Raw genomic sequence first — 24,501 nt, 5'->3', positions numbered from 1 at the left:
ACGAAAGACCCGAGGAGCAGTGATGGCGCCCGCTGAACGAGTAGCGACTTTGCGCGATGTGGCGGAGCACGCAGGCGTGCATGTGGCCACTGCTTCGCGGGCGCTGAACGAGCGTCAATCCCACTTGGTCAACGAGTCGACTCGCACGCGGGTGCTCGAGGCCGCCGCATTGCTCGGGTATCGCGCGAATGCACTGGCGCGATCGCTGCGCCGCGGCAGTACCGGCACTCTGGGAATCGTCGTCGCAGACTTCGCGAATCCGTTCATCGTCACGCTCCTGCGCGGCATCGAAGAAGAGGTGCGCGCGCACGATCTGCTGCCGCTCGTCACGGAAACCCGCGATGATCCTCGTGCACTGCGCAACACCGTGAAACGACTCCTCGACAATCGCGTCGACGCCATCATTCTCACCGCTGCACATCTTTCGGACGAGGCGTATGTGGCAGAGATCTCGCAGCAGGTGCCCGTCGTCTTGGCGGTGCGCGGATTCGACATCGGTGCCGGCGATGCGCTGGCGTCGGTGCCGCTGCAGGTGATGCAGAACGACTTTCTCGGGGCCCGCGCGGCGGTGCGCACGCTGATCGATCTCGGGCACCGCCGAATCGCGCAACTGCCCGGGGCCGAAAACATCTCCTCGTTCGTCAATCGCGGTCGGGGGTTCACCGACGCGATCGACTCCGAACCACTGGCGCGTGATGTCTCATCGGGAGCCCGAGCCGCTGCCAGCACGGTCGAGGAGGGTCGTCGTCTGGCTCGGTTGCTCTTCGCCGCCCCACCAGCGGATCGTCCCACTGCGGTCTTCGCGCACAACGATTTGATGGCTGTCGGCGCCCTCGACGCAGCGCGCGAGGCCGGTCTCGAGTGCCCGCGAGATGTCTCGATCGTGGGGTACAACGACGCACCGCTCGTCGACCATCTCGATCCGGCGCTCTCCACCGTGCGACTTCCCGCCCACGAGATCGGCCGCCAGAGCGCGCACCTCGTGCTCGGCGCCATCGCAGGCACCGCAGTGTTGCCCGAGCTTCGCATGCTCGCCCCCGAGTACATCGAGCGCAACTCGACCGGCCCGGCACGCGAAGTGTTCTGATCACCGGTATCGTCCCGTTCGCGCGATTCCGCGGCGGGGCGACACCGTCGCTGCAGCGATCATCGCGCACAGCAACGGGCCGCGGGAGGCACCTCCCACGGCCCGTTCGTCTTTCCCTCGACGCGGTATCAGCGCATCTGCACGCCCCCGTTGACGTCGATCGTCGCCCCCGTGACGTACGAAGACTGGTCGGATGCGAGCCAGAATGCCGCATCGACGATGGCGCTCGGTGGGCCGGCGACCTTCAGCGGGATCTTCGCCCACTCGATCGCCTTCATTTCGTCGAAGCTCACACCGCGTTCTTCTGCCTCGCCCCGGAGCGCCTCGCGGTGCATCGGCGTATCGATGTTGCCCGGCGCCACCGAATTGACGCGAATACCGCTGTCGGCGAGCTCCGCCGCAAGGCTCTGCGTCAGACTGATCACGCCGGCCTTCGACGTGCAGTAGGCCGAGTAGAACGGGTGCGCAGACTGACCCCACCACGACGAGATGGTCACGATCGAGCCGCCGGCTTGCGTGGGAATGAGCGGAGCGAGCTCGCGGCACGCGAAGAATACGCCCCGCAGGTTCACCCCGTGCACCCGGTCCCACTCCGCGGTACTCATGGAGAGCAGCGGAATGCCGTCACGCTGCACGACGCCGGCGAAGAGCAGCAGCGCGTCGATTTTGCCCGACCACTCGCGCACGGCGGCAGCGGCCGCGACGAGCGATTCCTCCGACCCCTGGTCGACGGCCAACGCGAGCACGTCAGCTCCCTCGTACCGTGATACCACTTCGTCGCGCACACCGGCGACGGCATCGATCGACAGGTCGGCCGCGACGACACGATACCCCTCGCTGACGAACTTCTCCACGGCGACCTTTCCCTGGCCCCCGCTCGCGCCGGTGATGAACGCGACCTTGCGCTCTGCAGTAGCTGTCATGGTGCTGTCCTTTTCCGAATCTTCGCCGATTAGACGAGGATCATTCCGCCGTCGATCATGATGACCTGACCGGTCATGTAGTCGGAGTCCGCCGACGCGAGGTACATCGCCGTTCCGGTGATGTCGTCCGCCTGAGCCACGCGACCGCGCAGGATGTTGCTCGCGAAGTTCTCCATGGCCTCACCCGGTGCGGAAGCCTCGCCGATCTCCATCAGGTCTTCGTCCAGCTGCACCCACAGCGGGGTTGCAACGACGCCGGGCGCGAAGGCGTTGACCGTGATGTCCTGATCGGCCAGAGCGATGGCAGCCGACTGCGTGAGTGAAATCACTGCCGACTTCGACGCGCAGTAGGGCGCCGTGTTGGCGTCGCCCTTACGTCCCGAGATCGACGCCGTGTTGATGACCTTGCCCGGCGTGCCTTGCGCGATGAACTGCTTCGCCGCTTCTTGCGTACCGATGAGCACACCCTTGGCATTGACATCCATGATTGCCGCCCAGTTCTCCTCGGTGACGTCGAGGAAGTGCAGCGGCTTGTTGAACCCAGCGTTGTTGAACCAGATATCGATTCCGCCGAATGCGCTCACCGCAACCTGAATCGCCGCTGCGATCTGCGCGCGATCCGTCACGTTCGCTTGCGCGAACTCCGCGGCGCCCCCGGCCGCGACGATACTCTTCGCCGCCTTCTCGGCCGCTGCCGGATCAAGATCGACGATGAGCACGTTCGCGCCCTCGGCTGCGAAGCGATGGGCGAACGCGAGCCCCATTCCGCTTGCGGCACCCGTGATGCCGACCGTCTTCCCTGCGAGCCGTCCCGCCATGATGTATCTCCTCTATCAATGTGTCCGCGGCAGTGCCGTCGCGGAGTTGAAATCGGACGCCCGAAGGCGCCCACGTCATATTGCGGTGTACCCGCCATCGACCGGCAGCAGCACACCGGTGATCCAGTCCGCCTCAGGGCCGGCGAGGAACGCGACCGCGTTCGCCACGTCGCTTGCCTCTCCCACTCGACCCAGCGGATGCTGACGATTCACCAGCTCCGCCCGTTCAGGATCGGAGAGGTAATGCTCCGTCATCGCCGTGCGCACGAAGCCCGGGCAGACGGCGTTCACGCAAATGCCATGGCCTGCCATTTGAAATGCAAGTGCACGGGTGAGTTGATTCACCGCACCCTTGCTCATGCAGTAATGCGCACCGGAGTCTGAGCCGACGAGCCCGGCGATCGACGAGGTGAAGACGATCTTGCCGCCTTCTCCCTGCTCACGGAGAATCCGGGAACCTTCACGAGCCGTCCACCAGGCGCCCTCTTGATTGACCCGGGTCACCCGCTGGAAGATCTCGAACTGTTCCTCAGGCAGGTGCTCGGGCGGCTGCGGCGAGATACCCGCATTCGCGATCACGATGTCGAGGCGGCCGAAGCGTTCGAGCGTCGCCGCGTAGGCCGCGGTGACCGGGGCGCCATCAGTCACATCGCATTCGACGAACATCGCTTGACCGCCGGCCGCCGTGATGAGCGCGTCGGTCGGATCGGCGCCATCGAATGCCGGGGACTGCGTATCTCGTCGCAGGTCCGCGCAGACAATCGCCGCCCCGTCTTCTGCGAGCCGCTTCGCGATCGCTCGACCGTTGCCTGATGCGGCTCCGGTGATGAAGGCGACCTTTCCAGCGAACTGCTGGCCCGGTCGGCGCGTGAACTCGGTAGTCATGTCGTCTCCTTCTCTACGCGCGTTCGGCGCGCAGTCGTGCAATGCGGTTGCGGGCAGAGATCCGCAGGATGATGAACTCCACGACGATCACGATGAGCAGCAGCGCTCCGGTCAACAGCTCCGTGATGAACGATTGCACCCCCATGGACGACAATCCCGCGGCGAGTACCGCGATGATGAGCACACCGAGCACGATGTTGAGCACGTTGCCCCGGCCGCCGTAGAGGCTGACACCACCGATCAGCGCCGCGGCGACACAGGTCAGCATCACGGATCCGAAGCTATCGGGGGTGACCGAGCCGCCCTTCATCGCCGACAACGAGCCCGCGAGAGCGCTCGCGAAGCCAGAGATACCGAAGGCCAGCACCATCGATCGCTTGGTCGACACCCCGGCGGCCGTCGCCTCGTGCCGCGCACCGCCGATCGCATAGATCTCGCGACCCCAACGCGTCCAGGTCAGGAAGACGCCGATGAGTACCATCACGATGATCGCGGTGATTGAGATCGGCGAGAAGACCCAGTACTTCACCAGAAGCGGGTCGGTGGCCAGGTAGTTCTTGAGCATCACGGGGCCTCCACCGGCGAGAATCCATGCGGCACCCTGGAGCACCGTGAGCATGCCGACGGTGAACACCAGTGAGTTGATGCCGAGCTTCGCGATGAGCCAGCCCTGCAGGGCGCCGACTGCGGCACCGGCGATGCTCGCAATCGCGATGCTCGGGAACAGGCCGAGGTCGCCGAGCTGCACGGCGATGACGCCGGCGAACACCGCCATGCCGGCAACCGACAAGTCGAGTTCTGCGGCGATCATCGTCACGGCGAGACCGGCCGTGATGATGCCGAGCAGTACGAGTCGCTCGAGAATCGCGTACACCGCCGATTCTCCGCCGAAGTCGGGTGCGAGGAATGAGAGCGCGACGATCAGCAGCGCGAAGATGCCGAGTTGCAGGCCGTAGCGGCGTGCGATGAGTCGAAGCTTGTCGTTCATCGTGCGGTCGCCTTTCGAAGTACGTGGAGCACGGACACGACGATGACGACGAGCAGGCCGACACCGAGCAGGCGCACACCGGTGGGCAGCCCGAGCAGCAGCATGATGTTCGACAGCACGACGATCAGCAGCGCGCCGAGCGCCGAGCGGAGGGGCGAGCCCTCACCGCCGGCGATCGCCGAGCCACCGACGAGCACCGCCGCGATCACGTCCATCGTGAGTGTGGAGAGGTCGTTCGACTGGATCTGGCGCAGCTGCGCTGCGGAGAGAATGCCGGCGATCGCGATCCCCACCGACATGAACAGATACGCCCACGTGGTGGTGCGTCGCACCGAGATTCCGCTGTTGAGCGCCGTCTGGCGATTCGATCCCATCAGCAGGATGCGCCTGCCGACGACGGTGTACTCGATGACCAGCCAGTTGATGATGAGGTAGGCCACGAAGATGTAGACGGGCAACGGGAGCCCCAAGAAGTTCGTGAGCGCGAGCCAGCTGATGCTGATCCCCTCGGGAACGATGACCTGACCGCCGGTAAAGAGCGTCACCAGGCCGAAGATCACAGTCCCCACCGCCAACGTGGTGATGATGGGGTTCAGACCCGCAGCGACGACCATGCCCTGAGCAACCCCGACGACGCAGAGCACGGCGACGGCCGCGAGCATGCCGAGCAGCACTGATCCGGTCACGTTGCCGACGCTCAGGAAGAGCACGGCGGCGAGCACCGTCGATTGGGTCGCGCCCAGCGAGAAGAAGTTGCCGGAGAGCGTCACGGGCGTCATGCCCACGGCGACGATACCGACGATCGACGTGTTGATGAGGATCGCACGGATGTTGTCGAAGCTGAGGAAGCGGGGCGTGGTCAGCGCCGCGATCACGACAATCACGAGAAGCAGAATCGGCAACGCCCAGGTCGACACGAAATGCAGTGTCGACCGGCGCGGAATCACCTGCACCGCGGTGGTGCGGGCTTCGGGGGCGGTGGTCGTCATGCGACGCTCTCCTTCCGCTGCATGACCTCGCGCACGAGATCGGGTTCGGTCCATTCGCTCCACGGCCGAATGTTCGTCTGCTCACCCTTGAAGAAGGTGGCAATGGTGTCGCACAGCCCGAAGACCTCGTTCGTGTCGGAGGAGCTCACGATGATGGCGACACCCGCATCGCTGAGTTCGCGCAGCTGCCGATAGATCTCGGCGCGCGCACCGACATCGACGCCGCGGGTCGGCTCCTCGACGAGCAGCAGCTCCGGCGCGATGCCCAACCATTTACCGACCGCGACCTTCTGCTGGTTACCACCCGACAGCGTCCCGACGGAGGATTGCATGCGCTTCACGTCGATGGCGAACTGCTCGGCATTCGACCGCGCCTGCTGCGCTTCGATACGCGGATTCACGAAGCCGAATCGCGATACCCGGCTCAGCCAGGGTGACGACAGATTGCGAAGAATGGAGATTCCGCCGAATATGCCGTTTCGTTTGCGGTCGGCGGAGCAGTAAGCGATGCCCGAGGCGATGCCTCGTTTGCGGCTGCGCAGATCGACACGTCGACCGTGCAGTGTCGCGCTGCCGCCGAGCACGCTCTCGACACCGGCGAGGCTCTGCATGAACGACTGCGTGCCCGAGCCGAGCTGACCGGTGAGCCCGACGATCTCGCCGCGGCGCACCTGAAGGTCGATCGCACTCTTCAGGCCTGGGGCCTGGAGGCCGGTGACCTGCAGCACCGGTTCGCCGATACCTGCCGAACGCGGCGGGTACATATGACCGAGTTGGCGACCGATCATCATGGCGATCACCTGGTCGACGTCGAGACCGGCGATCTCGCACGGTGCTTCGCTGCGGCCATTACGGAACACCGTCACTCGATCGGCGATCTGGAAGACCTCGCCGAGGCGGTGCGTCACATAGATGATGCTGCGGCCCTCTGCGGCGAGCGCCTTGACCACATCGAGCACGCGCACGATCTCGGCATCGGAAAGTGCTGCTGTCGGTTCGTCGAAGATGACGATCTTCGCGTCACGCGCCAACACGCGCGCAATCTCGATGAGCTGCATCTCCGCAACCGAGAGCTCCTCGATGAGCGTATCGGGATCGAGAGTTTCGAGACCGACGCGCTGCAGCAGCGACGTCGCGTGCGCCCGCAATTTGGCGCGGCCCCACCACAGTGGAGCGTTCATCTGCCCGAGCACGAGGTTCTCGGCGATCGACATCGTTCCAACCGTGCTGTATTCCTGTTGCACGACAGCGATGCCTGCGGACTGCGAGAGCGCGCTCGTCGAGATGTCTGCCGGCGATCCGTCGATCGTGATGTCGGCTCCGGCATCGGGTTTCACCAGCCCGGAGATGACTTTGACGATCGTGCTCTTCCCGGCGCCGTTCTCTCCGAGCAGCGCCATTACCTCGCCGGGTTTGAGCTCGAAACGCACGTCGCTCAGTGCCCGCACGGCTCCGTACGTCTTGGAGACGTTCTCGGCCAGCAGCCGGAACGGCTGTGGATCCTGCATCACACTCACTCCTTCGTGGTGGTGGTCTGGAAGGGCCGGCGCTGACGAAATCGTGCAGCGCCGGCCCGAGGCGTATACCTCGTACTACTTGACCAGATCGTCGACCGTCATGCCCCAGATCTTGAACGAATCGTAGGTGTCGGCCGTGATCGGCGGATTCATCATGAATGTCGTCTTGTTCGGCGGCGTCATCTCGAGTTCCGGCTTCTCCTCATCGGAGGGCAGCGTTGCCGTGCCATCGACGACCTCGCCGGTAGCGAGGTACTGCGCTGCGGTGCGCACGACGAGCATGCCCTCGAGCACCGGAGACTGAATCACGGCGGAGGCAATCTTGCCCTCGCGCAGCGGAGCCTTGTCGCCCGAGTAGTCGCCCGCCACAACGATGACGTCCTCGCCCGGGGTCAGGCCGTTCTGCTCGAGCGCTTGCACCACGCCCGCGGCAGAGTTGTTGTTCTGCGCGTAGATGTAGTCGATGCCATCGCTCTTGAACTTCGGAATGATCTGGCTGGCAGCCTCGTAACCGGACTGCGCGTCGGTCGCCTTCAGCGGCTCCACGACGAGCTCGTTGAACGCCCCGTCGGTTGCCTTGACAAACGCCTCGTGGCGGTCGTCGCCGGCAACGTAGCCGGTGGGGAAGCGGAACTCGATGATGTTCGGCTTCCCGTCTGGGCCGCTGAACTTGACGCCTTCGGCCTTGCGCGCTTCCAGTGACTCGAGCGCGCTCTTGCCTGCCTGCTCACCGATGCCGAGGTCGCTCACACCGGCGTAGGCGGTCACGAACTCTTCTGCGTCGGGCTGCACACCCTGATTGAACTGGAACACCGGAGCCTTCTGCGACAGCAGTCGGATCGAGTTCGTCGCGGCCTCTCCCGCGCTGGGCCAGAACAGAATCGCAGCGGCATCCTCGCCAGTGGCGATCCATTCCTGCACCTGCTGGTCCTGCTCGGTCTGATCGAAATTGTTCTCGAATGCCTTGACCGTGAAGTTCAGTTCTTTGGCCTCGCTCTTGATCGCGGCGAGGTCGGCGGCCATGTAGACATTCGACGTGGTGGGCATGAACACGATGAGGTTCTGGCCGTCCCCGTCGAGAGTGCCGCTGCCCTCGGTCGTCGTCCCGCCTTCGGCGCCGCCGGCAGCTGATCCGCCGCCGCTTCCGCACGCAGCCAGGCTGGCGGCGAGGCCCAGGGAGGCGATGGCGATTCCCACCTTTCGCCAGGTGGTGAATCGTGAACCGATTGATTTCATCTCGATGCTCCTTTGCAACACGGTTTTCGCGAGGCCCGAGTACCGCACCAGCTCCGGTGCTCTCCCTGATCCGCTTGATGTACCAACGTGAAACTGGCCGGAAATGTCTACGATGCAGATGGCAGACGAGCCCGGCGAAAAGTACTCTTCCATAGATCGTGACTGAACACAACTGGTAATGCTAACGTTTGCATAACCGGTATTCCCCAGTTGCTAACGATTGCACCTTCGCATATGTTTGCTTTGGGTTAACATTTTGTCACGCTGAATGTTGCTCAGAAACACTCCGTTCTCTGATCTGCACAGCACCCGCGACCCCGAGGAAGGCGACCCCAATGACGCAGCGCATCCCCCGCTTGCTCCCGACGAGTTGGACCACAGCCGGCAACGCGACTCCGCAGAGCGCCGATGAACGCAGCCCACTCACGCTCCCTGATCGAATCGCGGCGGTTGCCGCTGGCGGTTGGCAGGGATTCGGCCTCGTGCATGATGACTTGGTCGAGTTTCTGCGAACGGGCAGCCTTGATGACCTCTCAGCACTGCTGGGCGACCACGGAATCACCCACCTCGAACTCGAGTTCCTCGGAGACTGGTGGACCACAGGTGATCGACGCGACGCTTCCGACCGCATGCGGCGGGAACTGTTCGCCGCTGCTGAGCGCCTCGGTGCTCGCACGGTAAAAGTCGCGCCGGCGACGCTCGAGGAGCCGATCGACCGCGATCGATTCTTCGAGGAGTTCAATCGCCTGGCTACGGAGGCCGCCGCCCATGGCACCCGGGTCGCGCTCGAGACACTCCCATTCTCGACCAGCACTCCGCGGCTCGAGGACGGCATTGAGCTGGTCACCGAAGTCGGCAATCCAGCCGGCGGGCTGTGCGTCGATATCTGGCACGTGCATCGCGGAAACACGGACTACTCAGTAATCCGCGATCGGCTGCCGGTCGAACATCTCTTCGTCGTCGAACTCGATGATGCGGCGGCGGAGGCCGAAGGCACGCTCTGGGAAGACACCGTGCATCGACGTCTGCTTCCCGGCGCAGGAGCGTTCGACGTGCCAGAGTTCATCAATGCGATCCGCGCCACTGGCTACGACGACATCTGGGGCGTCGAGATTATCTCTCGGACGCATCGATCGCTTCCTCTCGAAGACGCGTTGTCGCGCACGCGCGCCGCGACGCTCGAGTGCTTCGCCGAGGCCGATCGACGACTGACGGCCGGGGCATAGCGCACCATGGAGTATCGCGCGCTCGGCAGCACCGGCATGACTGTCTCCCAGGTCGCCTACGGCACCTCACCCTTCGGCCAGCTCTTCGGCCCCGTTCCATTCGAACAGGCGCGCGCTGCCCTGCTGCGGGCGCTCGAGCTCGGGGTGACCTTCATCGACACGTCGCCCTACTACGGCGACGCAGAGGAGCGACTCGGCCGACTCTCGAACAGCATTCCCGACGATGTAATTGTCGGGACCAAAGCCGGCCGCTACGGTTTCGACGAGTTCGACTTCACACCCGAGCGTATCCGGAGCAGCGTTGACGAGAGTCTGCGCCGACTTCGGCGCGATCACGTCGACATCTTGCAGTTGCACGATATCGATTTCGGCGACCTCGACCGCATTCTCACCGACTCCTACGATGAACTGGTGCGCTTGCGCGATGCCGGAAAGTGCCGGGCGATCGGAATGACCTGCTACTCGGTCGCGGCGACACGTCGGGTGCTGCTCGAGACCGACGTCGATGTCGTGCTGAACTTCGCGCACGGCACCCTGCTCGATGATTCGCTCGACACCGCTCTCGCACCGCTTGCACGCGATCGCGGGGTCGGCGTGATGAATGCCGCCGCCGTGGCACTGGGGCTCCTCACTCCACGCGTGCTCGAGTCCTCCGACCTGGTTCCCATGGCGACGCCCGGATCTCGTGCGGCAGCACGCTCTATGGCCGCGTGCGCCCGCGATCAGGGCGCCAGCATCTCCATGCTGGCAAACCAGTATGCGATGCAGCAGATCGATTGCGACACCACACTGATCGGTACCACGAAGCTGTCGCATCTCGAGGAGGCCGTCGCGGCAGCCGAGACACCGATCGACGCCGCCCTGGCGCGCGAATTGGTCGGCTTGCGGGCACCGATCCGCGAGAACCAATGGAATCCGGGTAGGCCCGAGTAACGCTGGCGTCAGGCCGCGACCTCGCGCACATTTCGTCGCATGCGCAGCAGTTGAGCGCACACCCCGCAGCCGAGGAGCACGAGGGCGAACACCGCGACTCCCTGAGGCCCTCGAGAGCTGAGCACGATCCCCCCGATTGTCGCGCCGAGAAAGCTCCCCAGGTTCGAGGTTCCCGAGACGAGCGATGCGGCAAACTTCGGCCAGGCGCGCGCCGACTGCACGAAGAGCAACTGCGCCGCCGGCGAGTAGGTGCCGACGCCGACACCGACGAGCAACATGCCGATCGCGGTCGCGCCCGCCCCCACTGACGCTCCGTGTAGCCAGGGGCCGGCGGCCGCGCTGACGAGCGCAGCACCCAGCGCACCGCTGATGGCGCTCACCAGCAGCCCGAGGTCGGCGGAACGGTCGGCAAGCCAGCCTCCGCCGAAGTTGCCGATGGTCATGCCGATCCCGAAGAGGAGCATGCTGAGCGCGACCGGGATCACCGGCACTCGATCGGTCGTGCTGCTCGCCGCGGTAAGCGGCGCGACGAAGGTGACGAGCGTGAACCCGCCGATCGCGATGACGGTACCGGTAGCGATAAGCCTGGCGAGCGGTCCGATCGCTGCGCCCGATGCGGCTCCGGCCACTGCCGGAGCGCGTGTCTCCATACTGCCGCCCGGTGGGCGCACGAGCACCACGGCGGGGACAAGGAAGAGGATCGCGCAGCACGCCAGCACGGGCCGCCAGCCTCCGAACGCCCCGAGTTGCGTGCCGAGCGGCACACCGAGCAGATTCGCAATCGCGAATCCGCCCATGACCAGAGCAGCCCCGCGACCTGGGAACGCGGGGCCGAGCATGCGTCCGACGAGAATCGCGGCGATGCCGACGTAGGAGGCGTGCGTCAGCGATGACATGAATCTCAGCGCGACGACGAGTTCGAGCGTGGGGGCGAGTGCCGTCGCCAGCGTCCAAATGGACATCGCAAGCGTGCAGATGAGCGCAGTCGTAGGCAGGGAAAGGCTCCGGAGGAGTAGGGGCGTCACCACCATTCCCGCTACGACGCCGAGGGCGTAGAACGATACGACGGCCCCCGTCACTGCAATCGCGCCATCCGGATCGGCGGCGAATCGTTCCGGGATCAGGTCAGCGGCGATGCGCGGCAGGAGGCCCATCACGACGAACTCGCTGACTCCGATCCCGAACGAACCGCAAACGAGCGCGGCAATGCTCCACGCTCGAGATCTACGCCTCCCCACGACCCCATGCGGTGTTCAGATGCGACTGCGAGGCACGCATCGTCGGCAGGTCGAAGCCGACCGCGTGATACTTCGGGCCGGCAACCAGCAGCTCTTCGGCGGGGAACTTCGTGATGACCTCGCACCCGTCGGCGGTCACGACGAGCTCCTCCTCGATGCGCGCCGCGCCGATGCCGTCGGCCGACGGCCAGTAGGTCTCGAGCGCGAACACCATGCCTTCCTTGAGCTCCTCGGGGTGGTCGAACGAGACGAGGCGCGAGAAGATCGGCTTCTCCCAGATCGAGAGCCCGACACCGTGCCCGTACTGCAGCGCGAACGCGGCCTCCTCGTTCGGAAAGCCGAACTCTTCGGCCTTCGGCCAGACGGCCACGATGTCGGCGGTGGTCGCTCCGGGGCGCACGAGCGCGATCGCGCGGTCCATGTACTCGCGCGCGCGCTTGTAGGCGTCGACCTGCGCTCGGCTCGCGGAGCCGACGGCGAAGGTGCGGTAGTAACAGGTGCGATAGCCCTGATGACTGTGCAAGATGTCGAAGAATGCCGGATCACCCGGCCTGATCAAGCGATCGGAGAAGACGTGGGGGTGCGGTGAGCAGCGCTCGCCCGAGATCGCGTTGACGCCCTCGACGTACTCGGAGCCGAGGTCGTACAGCACCTTCGAGACCAGCCCGACGGTTTCGTTCTCGCGCACGCCCGGCTTCAAGAATCGGTAGAGCTCGTCGTACGCCGCGTCGACCATGGAGGCGGCCTGCGTGAGGAGCTGGATCTCCTCTTTCATCTTCACCGAGCGCGCATTGAGGAACACTTGCTGCCCGTCGACCACCGAGACGCCCGCACGCTGCAGCGCGATCAAGATCGGCATCTCGACGATGTCGACGCCGAGTGGTTCGCCCATCAGGCCGAACTTCTCGAGCTCGCGCTGCACCTTGCGCGCAACCTCCTCGGCGATGCCCGCGTCGGGGTGGAAGGCGCCGCGCAGCGTCGAGATACCGGCGCGTGCACCGGATTCGGCACGCGGCTTCACCGCACCGTGGTGGGGCTGGTGCGGGTCGGCGTCCATCTCCGTCGTGGTCGTGTGCAACCACGGGTTGAACAGGTCGTGGTGCTTCGCGGCGGAGCCGAAATCCCAGACGATCGGGTCGCTGTGACGGGTGATGAGCGAGAAGCGAATCGCTTTGTCCATCGCCCAGGTGCCGATGTGCGTCGCCGACATGTAGCGGATGTTCGAAAAGTCGAACGCGAGCAGCGCCCCCAGATCCGAGCGCTCGAGTTCTTCGCGCAATCGGGCGACCCGCCCGTCACGCAGCGCATCACGATCGATGCGCGTCTCCCAATCCACATCGTTCATACCAAAGGTTGGAATAGCCATGCGTCGTTGCACCTTCCAGGTCGTTCACTCTGTGTGATGATTGAATGTGCCTATCTGCACGATTTGTGTAGCTAGACTAAACGTGTACCGAAGTATCTGGCAAGCGCGGGAGAAACCTCATGACTGATCGCATCGGATTTATCGGGCTCGGCACGATGGGTGCGGCACTGGCGCTCCGACTCGCCCGCGCCGGGTACGCGCCCGTCCTCTGGAACCGCAGCCCAGGCAGGGATGAGGCGATCATCGCCGCCGGCGGCCGCCGTGCCACTACCGCAGCGCAGGTGCTCGCCGAATCAGACATCGTGTGCTCGATGCTCGCAAACGACACCGCGGTACTGAACACCTTCGACGACGACGCTCTCGCATGCAGCACGGCGAAACTGCATATCAATCTCGCCACCGTCAGCCTCGATGCGGCACGAGAATTGGCGGCGCGGCACCGCCACCACGGTCTCGACTATGTCGCCGCCCCGGTCCTCGGCCGACCGGATGTGGCGGCTGCGGGTGCGCTCAACATCATCGCGGGCGGCGCAGCGGCCTCGATCGATCGCGCGGAACCGCTGCTCAGTCACCTCGGCAAACGAGTGTGGCGGGTCGGCGATGATCCTACGCACGCGAGTCTCGTCAAGATCGGCGTCAACTACACGCTCATTCATGCGCTCCAGGCCCTCGGTGAATCGCTGTCGCTCGTCGAGCACGGCGGCGTGGATGCTTCGACGTTCGTCGACATCCTCACCGACACCTCGTTCACCGGCTCGGCATACGTCGGCTACGGCGGGCTGATCGCCCGCCGCCAGTACACGCCAGCCGCGTTCTCAGTGGAACTCGGGCTCAAGGATCTCGGCCTTGCCGAGTCTGCCGCCACTGAACTCGGCGCCGCACTGCCGACCGCACCGGTCATGCGAGACGTCTTCACCGAGACCCTTGCCGATGAGGCGCTCGCTGCCAGCGACTGGTCGGCAATCGCCGAGGTGATCCGCCGCCGACCGCCCCTCGACGGTTAGGCTCGGCCCGCCCCGGCGATCCGACCGCAGTCAATGATCACCGTGGTGACGCATTGATCGCGCCGGCCGGTCCGCCGAAGCCGGCACGAGCACCGGCTCGCGCAAGGCTCGCTGCATGAGCGCCACGTTCGCAATGCCCGGAACGAGCTCGCCGCGCTCGATGCTCACGCCGAGCTCGAGCACTGCCCGGTTCATGGGAACGGGGACGCCGTGCCGCTCCGCCAACCGCATCACCTCGCCGTGGAGCTCCGCCACTTCGCTGCGCCGGCCTTTCATCCAGTCCTGCAGCACCGTCGCGCGCGAGCCGGGAAGCACGTAGTGGGCGACCAAGGTGTCAAGCACCTCAGCGACGTAGGTTTCCGGCGCCGCCGCCGCACTCCCCTCCATGCCGAAGATCGGACGCACTTCGTATCCATGCGCCTGGGCCACCGCGATTGCCTCGTTGCCGGCAGCGAGCATCACCTCGCGCATTCCCGGGTGACGTGCGCATTCGGCAATCGACACGTCCAGAACGGCTGACGTGACGAGTTCGGCCACGTTGAGCACAAGCTTCATCCATTTCGCCGAGCGGATGTCATCCGTCTCCTCGACGATGCCGACGGCACGCAGCAACTCTGCCACCACGGGCACGTGATGGTGCGCCGCAGCATCGAGCGCGCCGACGGCGAACCAGCAACGCTCCGGAGCCGAGTGCCGTTCGACAAGCCCCGGCTCGTACATGGCCGAGGTCACCTCGATGACGGCGCCCAACGTACGCTCCGGGCCGACGATCTCAGCGATCGCGTCCGCAGTCATTCCGTTCTGCACCCCAACGACGACCGACTGCTCATGCAAGAGCGGCTCGATAAGCTGCACGCTCCACCGAGTGTCATACGCCTTGGTGACGACCAACACGATGTCGAACGGGTCACGCATCTCCGCGACCTCGCAGAGGTGGAAGACGGGCACGCGGGTCGTCCGCGTTGTTTCTCCGAGCTGCACACGAACACCGTGCTCACGGATCGCCTCGACGTTCGCGGGCCACTGGTCGATCAGCGTCACATCGTATCCGGCTTCACTGAGGTCCGAACCGATAATCGAGCCGTTCGCGCCTGCACCCAATACCGCGACCCGAGGCGCGGGGCGCCCCTGTTCTCCTGCCATGTCATTCCACCTTGAACAGTCATAGTGTATGGTCATGTTTATTCTAGCTGCACAATTTCACTGATGAAAGGGTGACCATGGATCGTCAACGCATCGCCATACTGGGCGCGGGGGCCAACGGGGCCTCGATCGGAGCCGACCTGATTCGCGCGGGTCTCGATGTCACCCTGATCGACCAGTGGCCCGCGCACGTCGAGGCCATGCGCACCAACGGCTTGACCGTCGAGATGCCCGACCGCACCGAAGTGACGCAGGTCACCGCGCATCATCTGTGCGAGGTGGCAGAGATACGTGACCCGTTCGACATCGTGTTCCTCTCGACAAAGACCTACGACACTCGGTGGAGCGTGCAGCTCATCGAGCCGCTCTTGCACGAGCAGTCGGTGGTAGTCGGGCTGCAGAACGGCATGACCATGGACACGGTCGCCGACATCGTGGGGCAAGAACGAAGCATCGGCGCCGTGCTGGGCATCGCGGCGAACCTCTTCGAGCCCGGCCAGGTCGTACGCCAGGTTCCCCCGTCGGGTACCTGGTTCACGGTCGGCACGCACGACGGCACGCACACATCTCAACTCGCGGCGGTGGCCGACGCGCTCGGCCATGCGGGTGCGATCGAAATCTCCCCCGACATCCGATCTTCGAAATGGATGAAGTTGATCGCCAACATTCCAGAGATGCTGCCCTCCGCAATCCTCGGCGTACCACTGCTCTCCGCGGTCGATGAATCAGGCATCCGCAGTGTTATGGATGCCGCGTCGCGCGAGGCATACCGACTTGCCCTGGACGACGGCGCCACCATGCTCCCGATCTTCGGCAAGACCGCGGCAGACGTGCCCGATTCCGATCAGTACGCGCTCGATCTCCTCGACGCAGTACTGACGTCGTACTCCTTGCCGGATACCCGTGTCGCCGTGCTGCAGGACTGGCAGAAAGGACGTCGCGCCGAACTCGACGGCTTTAACGGGTACATCGTGGAGCGCCGCGCCGCACTCGGCGGGGAGGCGCCCGTCAATGCGGCCATCCTCACGATCGGCGAGCGCATCGAGCGCGGCGAACTCGTGCCGAGCATGGCGAATGCGGAACTGCTCCGCGCGATCCTTCGCGAACCCGTGCTCGTGCCGGCGCGCACCGTGGAGCGCACCGCTGCGCGTCGAATGGAACTCCCGTGATCCTGCACGTCGTCACGTTTGCCTGCACCCCGGGCGATGATGCGCATCGAGCACGATGCATCGAGCGACTGCGCGGCGCACTCGAACCCCTTGCCGCCACGATTCCCGGCGTGCGGTCCCTGCGCGTGGGTGTTGATGAGAGCGGAATCGACGGGCATTGGGACGCGGTACTCCTCTCCACTCACGACTCGGCCGCGGCTCTGGCCGAGTATCAGGCGCACCCGGCTCACGTTGCCGCACTCGCGGTCGTCGGCGAGGTCGTCGCTGCGAAATCGGTCGTCGACTGCGAGATTCCACCCGGCCCATAACCGCAAGTCGCTCATTCGAGCGCGAGCGTCCGCTGTGACTACACTGTGATTCAACACTCCGCGACACTGCACCGTGCCGCCGATCGTCCAGGAGGTACTCCCGCATGTCCGATTCCATCGGCGCCCGACTCCGCGAAACCCGCGAGTCCCGCGGCATGAGCCTCCGCGCGCTCGCCTCAGCCATCGGTGTGTCGCCGAGCCTGCTCTCCCAGGTCGAGACCGGCAAGACGAAGCCGTCGGTGAGCACGCTCTACGCCCTCGTCTCGCAGTTGGACATCTCCACCGATGCGCTGCTCGGACGCGATGAACACAGCCAAAGCGCTGCGCAACGACCGGATTTCCCGTCGGCACCGCACCCCACCGTCCCCTTCGCCGCGCAGCGATCCAGCGAGCACCCCACCTTGGAGATGGACAACGGGGTCAAGTGGGAACGGTTGACCGTGCTCGGCGGAACCGACGTCGAAGCGCTGCGCGTCACCTACCAGCCCGGCGCATCGAGCTCGATCGAGGGGCATCTCATGCGACACTTCGGCATCGAGCACGTCTACCTGCTCGAGGGTGAGCTCACCCTGCAGCTCGAATTCGACACGCACGTGATCGCCGCCGGAGACTCAGTCGCGTTCGACTCCCAGCGCCCCCACCTCTTCGTCAATCGCTCCGACGCGCCTGCGGTCGGCACCTGGTACATCACCGGCCGCGAGGCCGCCGCGCGCGCTTCCTCTGCGGGCACGGAAGAGGTGCTTCCGCATCACCCCGCTGGCGAGGCCCTCAACTCAGCGGTCGACGTGCTGCGCTCGTTCCGCGGCTGACCACCCCATCCGATCAGCGTCGCGAGGCCCACCACCCCGTAGAATCGTCGTGTGCTGCTCTCAGATCGCGACATCAAAGCCGAACTCGAATCGGGGCGCATCGGCCTCTCGCCGAGCGAGCCGTCGATGGTGCAGCCGTCGAGTGTCGACGTGCGGCTCGACCGCTACTTCCGCCTCTTCGACAACCATAAGTACGCGGTGATCGATCCTGCTGAAGAGCAGCCCGAACTCACCCGACTCATCGAGGTCGACCCCGCCGAGGGCTTCATTCTGCACCCGGGCGAATTCGTGCTCGGCTCGACATACGAGCAGGTATCTCTTCCCGACAACATTGCGGCGCGTCTCGAGGGCAAGAGCTCACTGGGTCGCCTCGGCCTCCTGACGCACTCGACCGCCGGCTTCATCGACCCGGGGTTCGAGGGGCACGTCACTCTCGAGCTCTCCAACGTCGCGACACTGCCGATTCGCCTGTGGCCCGGCATGAAGATCGGTCAGCTGTGCTTCTTCCAACTGTCGTCGGCGGCCGAGCGCCCCTACGGCTCGGGGGCGACCTTCTCGCGCTACCTCGGCCAGCGCGGCCCGACGGCGTCGCGCTCGCACCTCAACTTCCACCGAGCCGACGTCACCGCGACCGAGGCCGGAGCGCCCGGGGCGTAAGGACCACTCCGCGGGTTACGCGCGCGTCCCCGCGCCGTCTGACTCGCCGCCGAAACTCGCGGTGACGTCCAGCTGCCGCTGCCCAGCACCCCACGACGCCAGCAGCGCCAACCGTTCGGCCGAGGGCGACCCCGGCTCCGCCGTGTACACCAGCATCACGTTTCCCGGCTCCGCAGTGACGGCGAGCTCCTCGTAGGCGAGCGTGAGCTCCCCGACGATCGGGTGCACGAACCTCTTCGTTCCCGTGCCGTGCGTGCGCACGTTGTGCGCGGCCCAGAGCGCGCGGAACGTTTCGCTGTGCGTGGAGAGCTCCCCAACGAGGTCTTGCAGCGCGGAGTCATGGGGGTCCCGCCCCGCCTCCGAGCGCATGATGCCGACGCACATCTCGGCGAAGAGCTCCCAGTCGGGGTAGAACTCGCGGGCCGCCGGGTCGAGAAACTGGAACCGGGCCAGGTTCGGCGTGCGCCCACCGTCGCCGATCACCGGGGAGTAGAACGCGCGGCCGAGCGCATTCACCGCGATCAGATTCTGTCGAGGATCGCGAACGAATGCCACGCTGCCGCTCATCGCGTCGAGCGCCCACTGCAGGCTCGGCCGAGGCTGCGCCGGTCTCACCGGTCGGCGACGCGCGCGCCCACTGGTCGGGATGCCATCAGCGGCACGCGCCAGATCGAGCAGGTGTGCGCGCTCCGTATCGTCGAGTTGCAACGCACGCGCCAGCGCATCGAGCACCGACGCCGATGCCCCCGCGATCGCGCCCCGCTCGAGCTTCGCGTAGTACTCGACACTGACACCGGCCAACCCCGCGACCTCGCTGCGACGTAGACCGGCGACGCGGCGATTCGTGCTGATGGGCAGTCCAGCCGCATCCGGGGTGAGGCGGGCGCGCCGACTCATCAAGAATTCACGCACCTCGGCTCGGTTGTCCATGCGAGCAGGCTAGTCGAAATGTCGGCGGTGAACCGTACCCTGTCAGTACACCCTCCACCAGAGACTCCCGCGCATGCAGGCCTGCGCGGCAGTATGGACGGGTTCAGTTGCGCCGACCTCTCAGGCGGCCACATTGCAGAAGGAGTTTCCATGCGCGGTGTCATCATGCACGCCCCCGGCGATGTTCGTGTCGAAGATCGCGAGCGCCCCACGATCGTCGAACCGACCGATGCCATCATCAAGGTCTCGGCATCCTGCATCTGCGGGTCCGATCTGTGGCCCTACCGCGGCGCAGAGCCCGTCGATCACTCGCCGATGGGGCACGAATACGTTGGCGTCGTCACCGAGATCGGTGCCGATGTGCGCACAATCGCCGTGGGTGACTTCGTGGTCGGTTCATTCTTCGCTTCCGACAACACGTGCGACATCTGCCTGGCGGGCTACCAGACGCACTGCGTGCACCGGCAGCCGGGGGCCCCGACCGGAGCGCAATCAGAGTACGCGCGCATTCCCCTTGCCGACGGCACGCTCGTCGCGACGCCCGGGCACCCCGACCCCGAACTCATCCCCTCGCTGCTCGCCGCATCCGACGTGCTCGGCACCGGCTGGTTCGCGGCGGTCGCCGCAGAGGTCGGCCCCGGCAAGACGGTCGCGGTCGTCGGTGACGGCGCCGTCGGGCTGCTCGGCATTCTCGCCGCGCAGCAGCTCGGCGCCGAACGCATCATCGCGATGTCGCGTCACGCTGACCGGCAGGCCCTCGCGCGCCGCTTCGGCGCGACCGACATCGTCGAGGAGCGCGGTGAAGCGGGGGTGGCACGCATCAAGGAACTCACCGGCGGGCTCGGCGCGCACAGCACGATCGAAGCGGTGGGCACTCAAGAAGCCATGCAGCAGGCAATCCGAGCAACTCGAGCCGGGGGCCACGTGGGCTTCGTCGGTGTCTCACACGATGTCTCACTCGAAGGCCGCGAGCTCTTCTTCTCAGGCGTGCACCTGCACGGCGGCCCGGCACCCGTGCGCCGTTTTCTGCCCGAGCTGATCCAGCTCATCTGGGACCGCAAGATCGACCCGGGCGTCGTGTTCGACCTGACACTGCCGCTCGAAGAAGCCGCCGAAGGCTATCGAGCGATGCACGAGCGCCGCGCGACGAAGGTGCTGCTCACCACCAACTGACCCCGGTTGGTTTTATATATTTTGATATATTTGACCGATGAATGACGCCATCCAGTTCACTGCACGTTCGGCAGTCGAACTCGCACCTTGGATGCTGGCTGTCGCTCTCCTCGGCGTTCTTGCATTCGGAGCGGCCAGTTGGGCCGTGGCTTGGAAGCTCACACACCCCCGCCATCAGCGTTCCCGGCGAACCATTGTTTCAGTTGGGCGAGTTGCGCGCGGGGGTGCACTCGAGCTTCCCTGCACTCCCGAAACGTCCGCCCCCGGAACCTACGGGCTGTGGCTCGACGACGGCGCCGTTCATGTACGGGTGGGTGGCGTCGTCACCCAGTCTCGGCACACTGTGACGCGCACATGCGAGGCTGTGCGCGGCGAGCGCCCACGCGCCAGGCAGATCTTCCAATGGTCAAGAGTGGCCTACGTAGACCCGGAAGCGCTCGGGCTTCCGTGCGAACGCTTCTTCCCAGCGCCAGGTGCTCCCCTCGCATGGCACGTCCCCACCATGAATCAGGGCAGTACACGGTGGGCGATTCACATTCATGGACTGGGCTCATCCGCAGCTGCCACGCTCGCGAGTTTCATAACGTTCCGAGAGGCCGGTTACCACTCACTGACGACCACGTATGGCGACCCGCGTCGAACCACGCTGGGGCAAGACGAGCACATCGACATTGATCGCCTTGTGCATTACGCCGTGACGAACGGCGCCACTTCGATCATTCTGGTGGGCTGGTCGATGGGCGCCGCGATCGCCCGACCGCTCATCGATTCATCGATTCACGCTCCACTCATACACGGTGTCCTGCTGGTCTCACCGATGCTCGATTGGCGAAACACTGTCGATCATGCTGCTCGCGTCACGAGAATCCCCCGGTTCATCGCACGCGCCGGGCTCTCGTGGGTCGCGCACCCGCGCTTAAGCCGCACCGTCGGCCTGCGTCAACCAATCGACGTCGACGCCATGAGCTGGTTCGGTGGTGTGCCGGTGAGCACTCTGATCTTGCACAGCCCGAACGACCGCACCACACCTTACGCAGACAGTGCGACGCTTGCCGCCGAAAGCTCCGTGCAAGTCACCCTGCGTACGCTCGCTGCTCCCATGCACACCACCGAGTGGAACGTGGCACCCGACGCGTGCTCAGATATGCTCGCCAATTGGCTGCACCGATTCGAGGCCGTCGCTCAGACTGACGGGTTTCACGAATCTAGCGTTTGAGACCGCACCCTCTCAGTGCGCGGCGCCGAGCTCCACGAGCAGCACGCCCGCGCCGATGAGCACGATGCCGGCGCCCATCACCCAGGTCAGCGGCTCCTTGTAGATGAACTTGCTGAGCACAGCGGTCAGCGCAACGCCGACCGCCGCCCAGATGCCGTAGGCGACGCCGAGCGCCATCCCGAGCTGCAGCGTCAGCGACAGCATCACGAACGCCGTCAGGTACCCGGCGACCACCACGATGTACCAGCGGCGCTTCGGATGCTCACCAGTGGTTGCGGCGCGCAGCGACAGCGAGGCCGAGACCTCGCTCAGGATCGCGATCACCAGTGTCACCCACATCATGCGGCCGCCCCCTCCCCCGAATCGGGGCCGGAGCCGGCATCGGCACGGGCCGCATCAGCCGATGCACGAGCCGCCTTGCGATGCGCCGCCTGCGACCCCAGCTCGACGAGCAGCACGCCCCCGATAATGAGCACGATGCCGGCGCCCATGAGGGCGGTGAACGGTTCGTGGAAGATCACGGTCGACAGACTCGCGGTCAGCGCGACCCCCGTCGCACCCCAGATGCCGTAGGCGACGCCGAGCGCCATCCCGAGCGACAGCACCTTGCCGAGACACACAAACGACCCGATGTACCCCACGGCGACAACGATGTAGAGGGCCGGGTGATCCAACGCCGCCTTCAAGCTCATCGAGCCCGTGACCTCAAGCGCGATGGCCCCCGCGAGAAACAGCCAGGCCCGGCTCATCGGCGCCGCTTCATCGGTCGCGCGTCGCGCACGGCCTGCTGAGCCAGCATTTCGTTGTACGCATTGAGTTCGGCGTCTCCCGAGCGATCAGCCGCGCGGTCCTTGCGCTTCTGCTCTTTCTCGTCGCTGCGCGACCACTGAATCGCGACGATGAGCGCGAGCGCGAGCGTCGGCAGCTCGCCGATTCCCCACGCGATGCCACCGCCGGTCGACTGGTCTTCGAGCGGCGGCGCCCCCCAGGTGCGTCCCATCGCGCCGTACCAGTCGGCGAGCAGCAGACCGTCGCCGGTCATGATCGTCACGCCGAAGAACGCGTGCGACGCCATCGTCGCGAACAGCGTCACGATGCGCAGCGGGTAGGGGAATCGGTAGGGCACCGGGTCGACGCCGATCATCGACAGGTTGAAGAGGTAGCCCGAGATCAGGAAGTGGATGATCATCCACTGATGCCCGAGATGCTCCTCGGCCGCCCAGCGCGCGATCGGCGTGAAGTAGAAGACCCAGAGCGATCCCGAGAACATGACTGCAGCAAACGCGGGATGCGTGACCACCTTTGAGAACGGGGTCTGCACCGCCCAGAGAATCCATTCGCGGCCGCCCCACGAGCCATCGGAGCGCTTCTGCGTCGCCCGAAGTGCGAGCGTGACCGGAGCTCCGAGCACGAGGAAGAGCGGAATCAGCATCGTAAGCATCATGTGCCCGAGCATGTGCACGCTGAACAGGTACTGCTCGTACGCGTTGAGCGCACCATTCGTCGTGTAGGCGAGCAGCAGGATGCCGAGAATCCAGGCCGTCGTGCGCCCCGCCGACCAGCGGTCTCCGCGGCGGGCCAGACGGATCACCGCGAGCAGGTACATGCCGATGCCGAAGGCGCAGACGAGCGCCCACAGCAGGTCGAACTTCCACTCGGTCAGGTAGCTCAACGGGGTGAGCTCCGGGGGCAGCGGGTCGCCCGTGAGCCACTCGGCGGGGCCGATGCCGCCCGGCTGATCCCGCACCGGCTCGAGCGCGACCGGCGTCGCCGTGCGCCCGAGAGCGCCCGCGATGCCGCTCGCGACACCGAGCACGGCGAGCTCGCAGACGACGAACCAGGCGAACGGCCGCAGCCCCTTCGCGGAGTTCGCGATGCGCGGGATCAAACGCGTACGCTGCAGCGCACCGAACGCGCCGAGCACCACGAGCGAGCCGGTCTTCAGCAGCACGAGCTGGCCGTAGCCGGTGCCGAAGAGGGCATCCCACGTGCCGACGCGCAGCCAGGCGCTGACGACACCCGACGCCGCGACACCGATGAACGCGAGCAGCGCGAGACTCGAGTAGCGCTCGGTCAGCGCGGCCAGACGCCGGTGATCGACCGTCTTGGCGATAATGATGAGCGTCAGCAGACCACCGAGCCACACGGCCGCGCCCACGATGTGCACGAGCAGCGCGTTGACCGCCGCACCGTGCCCCGAAGCGCCGGCCGCGTGGCCCTGCTGCGCGAGCGGCAGCGCCGTCGCGAGAGCGGCGACGAGCACCACGAGGGTGAGCTTGCGGCCGCGCACTGCGAACGCGAGCACCGTCGTGACAGCGGCGAGTAGCAGCTCGAGCAGCCAGAACTGGCCAAGCTCGATCTCGGTCAAGAACTGGGCGAGGCCCGCACCGAACGTCGCGTTGCCCGAGAACGGCTGGCTCGAGACGTCCATGTACGTGAAGAGGGTTGCGGCGGCACTCGCGACGGTGAGGACGGCGGCGGATCCCGCGGCGAAATCCATTGCCAGGCGCGTCTCGGGGCGATCGCTCGCGAACACCCACACCGCCATCACGACCGAGCCGATAAGGCCCGCCATCGCGACGTTCACCAGGGTGCGCGTGATCGGCAGGCCGAAGCGCACGATGGCGCCCGGGTCGGCGAGGGCGCGCTCTGCCGCGGCGCCGCCGATGGCGAGGCCGAGCCAGAGTGCCAGCAGCGTCACCCCGAGGAGTACGGCGGGGGCGAGGACGCGGACGTAACGTGGCACCCGCCTAGCCTACGCGCTGCGCGGTGTGAGCTCGGTCGATACGGGCGCCGTCTTCGCCGCCTCGCACTCGCTGCCTCGCATCGGCCGCCTCACCTCCGTTGCCGCCCGCCCGCCCGCCGCCTCCCGCTGCCGCCTGCCGC

The 24,501-nt window shown here is 65.8% G+C and carries 24 protein-coding genes and 2 pseudogenes; 12 read left to right on the top strand and 14 right to left on the bottom strand.

What is annotated here, in order from left to right; all coding sequences use genetic code 11:
- The first annotated feature begins 22 nt into the window (after window positions 1-22).
- Window positions 23-1,087, top strand: coding sequence for a LacI family DNA-binding transcriptional regulator (locus tag AMS67_RS03545; RefSeq protein WP_082305259.1), 1,065 nt, complete (start codon window positions 23-25; stop codon window positions 1,085-1,087).
- Between the two features lie 128 nt (window positions 1,088-1,215).
- Here AMS67_RS03545 and AMS67_RS03540 read toward each other — a convergent pair whose 3' ends face one another.
- The 7 genes from AMS67_RS03540 to AMS67_RS03510 form a co-directional block, all read right to left on the bottom strand.
- Window positions 1,216-2,010 carry an SDR family NAD(P)-dependent oxidoreductase gene (locus AMS67_RS03540; RefSeq protein ID WP_053386121.1) on the bottom strand — a complete coding sequence of 265 codons (795 nt, stop codon included), beginning with the start codon at window positions 2,008-2,010 and terminating at the stop codon, window positions 1,216-1,218.
- Window positions 2,011-2,039: 29 nt separating this feature from the next.
- Window positions 2,040-2,828 (bottom strand): SDR family NAD(P)-dependent oxidoreductase, encoded by a 789-nt coding sequence (locus tag AMS67_RS03535; RefSeq protein WP_053386120.1) that lies wholly within the window; start codon window positions 2,826-2,828, stop codon window positions 2,040-2,042.
- Window positions 2,829-2,903: 75 nt separating this feature from the next.
- A complete protein-coding gene (locus AMS67_RS03530; protein WP_053386119.1) occupies window positions 2,904-3,713 on the bottom strand; it encodes an SDR family NAD(P)-dependent oxidoreductase in 810 nt (269 codons plus the stop codon).
- 13 nt (window positions 3,714-3,726) lie between these two features.
- Window positions 3,727-4,701, bottom strand: coding sequence for an ABC transporter permease (locus AMS67_RS03525; protein WP_075201209.1), 975 nt, complete (start codon window positions 4,699-4,701; stop codon window positions 3,727-3,729).
- Window positions 4,698-5,690, bottom strand: coding sequence for an ABC transporter permease (locus AMS67_RS03520; RefSeq protein ID WP_053386118.1), 993 nt, complete (start codon window positions 5,688-5,690; stop codon window positions 4,698-4,700). Before AMS67_RS03520 ends, AMS67_RS03525 begins: the two co-directional genes overlap by 4 nt.
- A complete protein-coding gene (locus AMS67_RS03515; protein ID WP_053386117.1) occupies window positions 5,687-7,198 on the bottom strand; it encodes a sugar ABC transporter ATP-binding protein in 1,512 nt (503 codons plus the stop codon). Before AMS67_RS03515 ends, AMS67_RS03520 begins: the two co-directional genes overlap by 4 nt.
- Window positions 7,199-7,282: 84 nt before the next feature.
- Window positions 7,283-8,443, bottom strand: coding sequence for a sugar ABC transporter substrate-binding protein (locus AMS67_RS03510; RefSeq protein WP_053386116.1), 1,161 nt, complete (start codon window positions 8,441-8,443; stop codon window positions 7,283-7,285).
- Between the two features lie 335 nt (window positions 8,444-8,778).
- Between AMS67_RS03510 and AMS67_RS03505 the strand changes: the two genes are divergently transcribed.
- Window positions 8,779-9,669, top strand: a complete 891-nt coding sequence (locus tag AMS67_RS03505; RefSeq protein ID WP_053386115.1) for a sugar phosphate isomerase/epimerase family protein — start codon at window positions 8,779-8,781, stop codon at window positions 9,667-9,669.
- Window positions 9,670-9,705: 36 nt separating this feature from the next.
- Window positions 9,706-10,602 carry an aldo/keto reductase gene (locus AMS67_RS03500; RefSeq protein WP_241487976.1) on the top strand — a complete coding sequence of 299 codons (897 nt, stop codon included), beginning with the start codon at window positions 9,706-9,708 and terminating at the stop codon, window positions 10,600-10,602.
- Between the two features lie 8 nt (window positions 10,603-10,610).
- Here the strand turns inward: AMS67_RS03500 and AMS67_RS03495 are convergent, their stop codons facing one another.
- Entirely contained in the window at window positions 10,611-11,840 is a 1,230-nt protein-coding gene (locus AMS67_RS03495; RefSeq protein WP_075201208.1) for an MFS transporter, read from the bottom strand.
- Window positions 11,827-13,206, bottom strand: a complete 1,380-nt coding sequence (locus AMS67_RS03490) for a M24 family metallopeptidase (RefSeq protein WP_053386112.1) — start codon at window positions 13,204-13,206, stop codon at window positions 11,827-11,829. Before AMS67_RS03490 ends, AMS67_RS03495 begins: the two co-directional genes overlap by 14 nt.
- A 113-nt stretch (window positions 13,207-13,319) precedes the next feature.
- On the opposite strand from AMS67_RS03490, the pseudogene AMS67_RS18095 reads away from it, so the two are divergent.
- Window positions 13,320-13,790, top strand: a pseudogene (locus tag AMS67_RS18095) (NAD(P)-dependent oxidoreductase); the annotation flags it as partial.
- Window positions 13,791-14,210 carry an NAD-binding protein gene (locus AMS67_RS18090; protein WP_277619549.1) on the top strand — a complete coding sequence of 140 codons (420 nt, stop codon included), beginning with the start codon at window positions 13,791-13,793 and terminating at the stop codon, window positions 14,208-14,210.
- Between the two features lie 30 nt (window positions 14,211-14,240).
- On the opposite strand, the gene AMS67_RS03480 is transcribed toward AMS67_RS18090, so the two are convergent.
- Complete coding sequence (locus AMS67_RS03480) at window positions 14,241-15,353, bottom strand: ketopantoate reductase family protein (RefSeq protein WP_082305256.1); 1,113 nt, start codon at window positions 15,351-15,353, stop codon at window positions 14,241-14,243.
- 77 nt (window positions 15,354-15,430) lie between these two features.
- Here AMS67_RS03480 and AMS67_RS03475 point away from each other — a divergent pair, with 77 nt between their 5' ends.
- The 4 genes from AMS67_RS03475 to dcd all read left to right on the top strand — a co-directional run bounded on the left by AMS67_RS03475 (window position 15,431) and on the right by dcd (window position 18,296).
- Window positions 15,431-16,522, top strand: a complete 1,092-nt coding sequence (locus AMS67_RS03475; RefSeq protein WP_053386110.1) for a ketopantoate reductase family protein — start codon at window positions 15,431-15,433, stop codon at window positions 16,520-16,522.
- Window positions 16,519-16,830, top strand: a complete 312-nt coding sequence (locus AMS67_RS03470) for a Dabb family protein (protein WP_053386109.1) — start codon at window positions 16,519-16,521, stop codon at window positions 16,828-16,830. Before AMS67_RS03475 ends, AMS67_RS03470 begins: the two co-directional genes overlap by 4 nt.
- Before the next feature lie 104 nt (window positions 16,831-16,934).
- Window positions 16,935-17,639, top strand: a complete 705-nt coding sequence (locus tag AMS67_RS03465) for a helix-turn-helix domain-containing protein (RefSeq protein WP_053386108.1) — start codon at window positions 16,935-16,937, stop codon at window positions 17,637-17,639.
- Window positions 17,640-17,690: 51 nt separating this feature from the next.
- Complete coding sequence (gene dcd / locus AMS67_RS03460) at window positions 17,691-18,296, top strand: dCTP deaminase (protein WP_053351523.1); 606 nt, start codon at window positions 17,691-17,693, stop codon at window positions 18,294-18,296.
- 15 nt (window positions 18,297-18,311) lie between these two features.
- Here dcd and AMS67_RS03455 read toward each other — a convergent pair whose 3' ends face one another.
- Entirely contained in the window at window positions 18,312-19,226 is a 915-nt protein-coding gene (locus AMS67_RS03455) for a helix-turn-helix transcriptional regulator (RefSeq protein WP_053386107.1), read from the bottom strand.
- Window positions 19,227-19,376: 150 nt separating this feature from the next.
- On the opposite strand from AMS67_RS03455, the gene AMS67_RS03450 reads away from it, so the two are divergent.
- The 3 genes and pseudogenes from AMS67_RS03450 (at window position 19,377) to AMS67_RS03445 (ending at window position 21,615) form a co-directional block, all read left to right on the top strand.
- A complete protein-coding gene (locus AMS67_RS03450; RefSeq protein WP_053386106.1) occupies window positions 19,377-20,399 on the top strand; it encodes a zinc-dependent alcohol dehydrogenase family protein in 1,023 nt (340 codons plus the stop codon).
- Between the two features lie 37 nt (window positions 20,400-20,436).
- A pseudogene (locus AMS67_RS18410) lies at window positions 20,437-20,778 on the top strand (DUF8805 domain-containing protein); the annotation flags it as partial.
- Between the two features lie 123 nt (window positions 20,779-20,901).
- Window positions 20,902-21,615 carry an alpha/beta hydrolase gene (locus tag AMS67_RS03445; protein WP_053386105.1) on the top strand — a complete coding sequence of 238 codons (714 nt, stop codon included), beginning with the start codon at window positions 20,902-20,904 and terminating at the stop codon, window positions 21,613-21,615.
- 12 nt (window positions 21,616-21,627) lie between these two features.
- Here AMS67_RS03445 and AMS67_RS03440 read toward each other — a convergent pair whose 3' ends face one another.
- The 3 genes from AMS67_RS03440 to AMS67_RS03430 are packed head-to-tail and all read right to left on the bottom strand — an operon-like array spanning window position 21,628 to window position 24,361.
- Window positions 21,628-21,957, bottom strand: a complete 330-nt coding sequence (locus tag AMS67_RS03440; protein ID WP_053386104.1) for a DMT family transporter — start codon at window positions 21,955-21,957, stop codon at window positions 21,628-21,630.
- Window positions 21,954-22,364, bottom strand: a complete 411-nt coding sequence (locus AMS67_RS03435) for a DMT family transporter (RefSeq protein WP_053386103.1) — start codon at window positions 22,362-22,364, stop codon at window positions 21,954-21,956. The genes AMS67_RS03440 and AMS67_RS03435 overlap by 4 nt, the downstream gene beginning before the upstream one ends.
- Window positions 22,361-24,361: a bifunctional copper resistance protein CopD/cytochrome c oxidase assembly protein gene (locus tag AMS67_RS03430; protein ID WP_053386102.1), complete on the bottom strand. Its 2,001-nt coding sequence runs from the start codon at window positions 24,359-24,361 to the stop codon at window positions 22,361-22,363. Before AMS67_RS03430 ends, AMS67_RS03435 begins: the two co-directional genes overlap by 4 nt.
- Window positions 24,362-24,501 lie beyond the last annotated feature (140 nt).

It is taken from the genome of Leucobacter japonicus (assembly GCF_001273855.1).
In the GTDB taxonomy this organism is placed as follows: Bacteria; Actinomycetota; Actinomycetes; order Actinomycetales; family Microbacteriaceae; genus Leucobacter; species Leucobacter japonicus.
This window is presented reverse-complemented; position numbering and strand designations above follow the sequence as displayed.

Excerpts from the sequence above, each read along its gene's own strand:
- AMS67_RS03545 (WP_082305259.1), top strand. The coding sequence starts at position 23 with ATGGCGCCCGCTGAACGAGTAGCGACTTTGCGCGATGTGGCGGAGCAC.
- AMS67_RS03540 (WP_053386121.1), bottom strand. The coding sequence starts at position 2,010 with ATGACAGCTACTGCAGAGCGCAAGGTCGCGTTCATCACCGGCGCGAGC.
- AMS67_RS03535 (WP_053386120.1), bottom strand. The coding sequence starts at position 2,828 with ATGGCGGGACGGCTCGCAGGGAAGACGGTCGGCATCACGGGTGCCGCA.
- AMS67_RS03530 (WP_053386119.1), bottom strand. The coding sequence starts at position 3,713 with ATGACTACCGAGTTCACGCGCCGACCGGGCCAGCAGTTCGCTGGAAAG.
- AMS67_RS03525 (WP_075201209.1), bottom strand. The coding sequence starts at position 4,701 with ATGAACGACAAGCTTCGACTCATCGCACGCCGCTACGGCCTGCAACTC.
- AMS67_RS03520 (WP_053386118.1), bottom strand. The coding sequence starts at position 5,690 with ATGACGACCACCGCCCCCGAAGCCCGCACCACCGCGGTGCAGGTGATT.
- AMS67_RS03515 (WP_053386117.1), bottom strand. The coding sequence starts at position 7,198 with ATGCAGGATCCACAGCCGTTCCGGCTGCTGGCCGAGAACGTCTCCAAG.
- AMS67_RS03510 (WP_053386116.1), bottom strand. The coding sequence starts at position 8,443 with ATGAAATCAATCGGTTCACGATTCACCACCTGGCGAAAGGTGGGAATC.
- AMS67_RS03505 (WP_053386115.1), top strand. The coding sequence starts at position 8,779 with ATGACGCAGCGCATCCCCCGCTTGCTCCCGACGAGTTGGACCACAGCC.
- AMS67_RS03500 (WP_241487976.1), top strand. The coding sequence starts at position 9,706 with ATGACTGTCTCCCAGGTCGCCTACGGCACCTCACCCTTCGGCCAGCTC.
- AMS67_RS03490 (WP_053386112.1), bottom strand. The coding sequence starts at position 13,206 with ATGGCTATTCCAACCTTTGGTATGAACGATGTGGATTGGGAGACGCGC.
- AMS67_RS03480 (WP_082305256.1), bottom strand. The coding sequence starts at position 15,353 with ATGGCAGGAGAACAGGGGCGCCCCGCGCCTCGGGTCGCGGTATTGGGT.
- AMS67_RS03475 (WP_053386110.1), top strand. The coding sequence starts at position 15,431 with ATGGATCGTCAACGCATCGCCATACTGGGCGCGGGGGCCAACGGGGCC.
- AMS67_RS03465 (WP_053386108.1), top strand. The coding sequence starts at position 16,935 with ATGTCCGATTCCATCGGCGCCCGACTCCGCGAAACCCGCGAGTCCCGC.
- AMS67_RS03455 (WP_053386107.1), bottom strand. The coding sequence starts at position 19,226 with ATGGACAACCGAGCCGAGGTGCGTGAATTCTTGATGAGTCGGCGCGCC.
- AMS67_RS03450 (WP_053386106.1), top strand. The coding sequence starts at position 19,377 with ATGCGCGGTGTCATCATGCACGCCCCCGGCGATGTTCGTGTCGAAGAT.
- AMS67_RS03445 (WP_053386105.1), top strand. The coding sequence starts at position 20,902 with ATGAATCAGGGCAGTACACGGTGGGCGATTCACATTCATGGACTGGGC.
- AMS67_RS03440 (WP_053386104.1), bottom strand. The coding sequence starts at position 21,957 with ATGATGTGGGTGACACTGGTGATCGCGATCCTGAGCGAGGTCTCGGCC.
- AMS67_RS03435 (WP_053386103.1), bottom strand. The coding sequence starts at position 22,364 with ATGAGCCGGGCCTGGCTGTTTCTCGCGGGGGCCATCGCGCTTGAGGTC.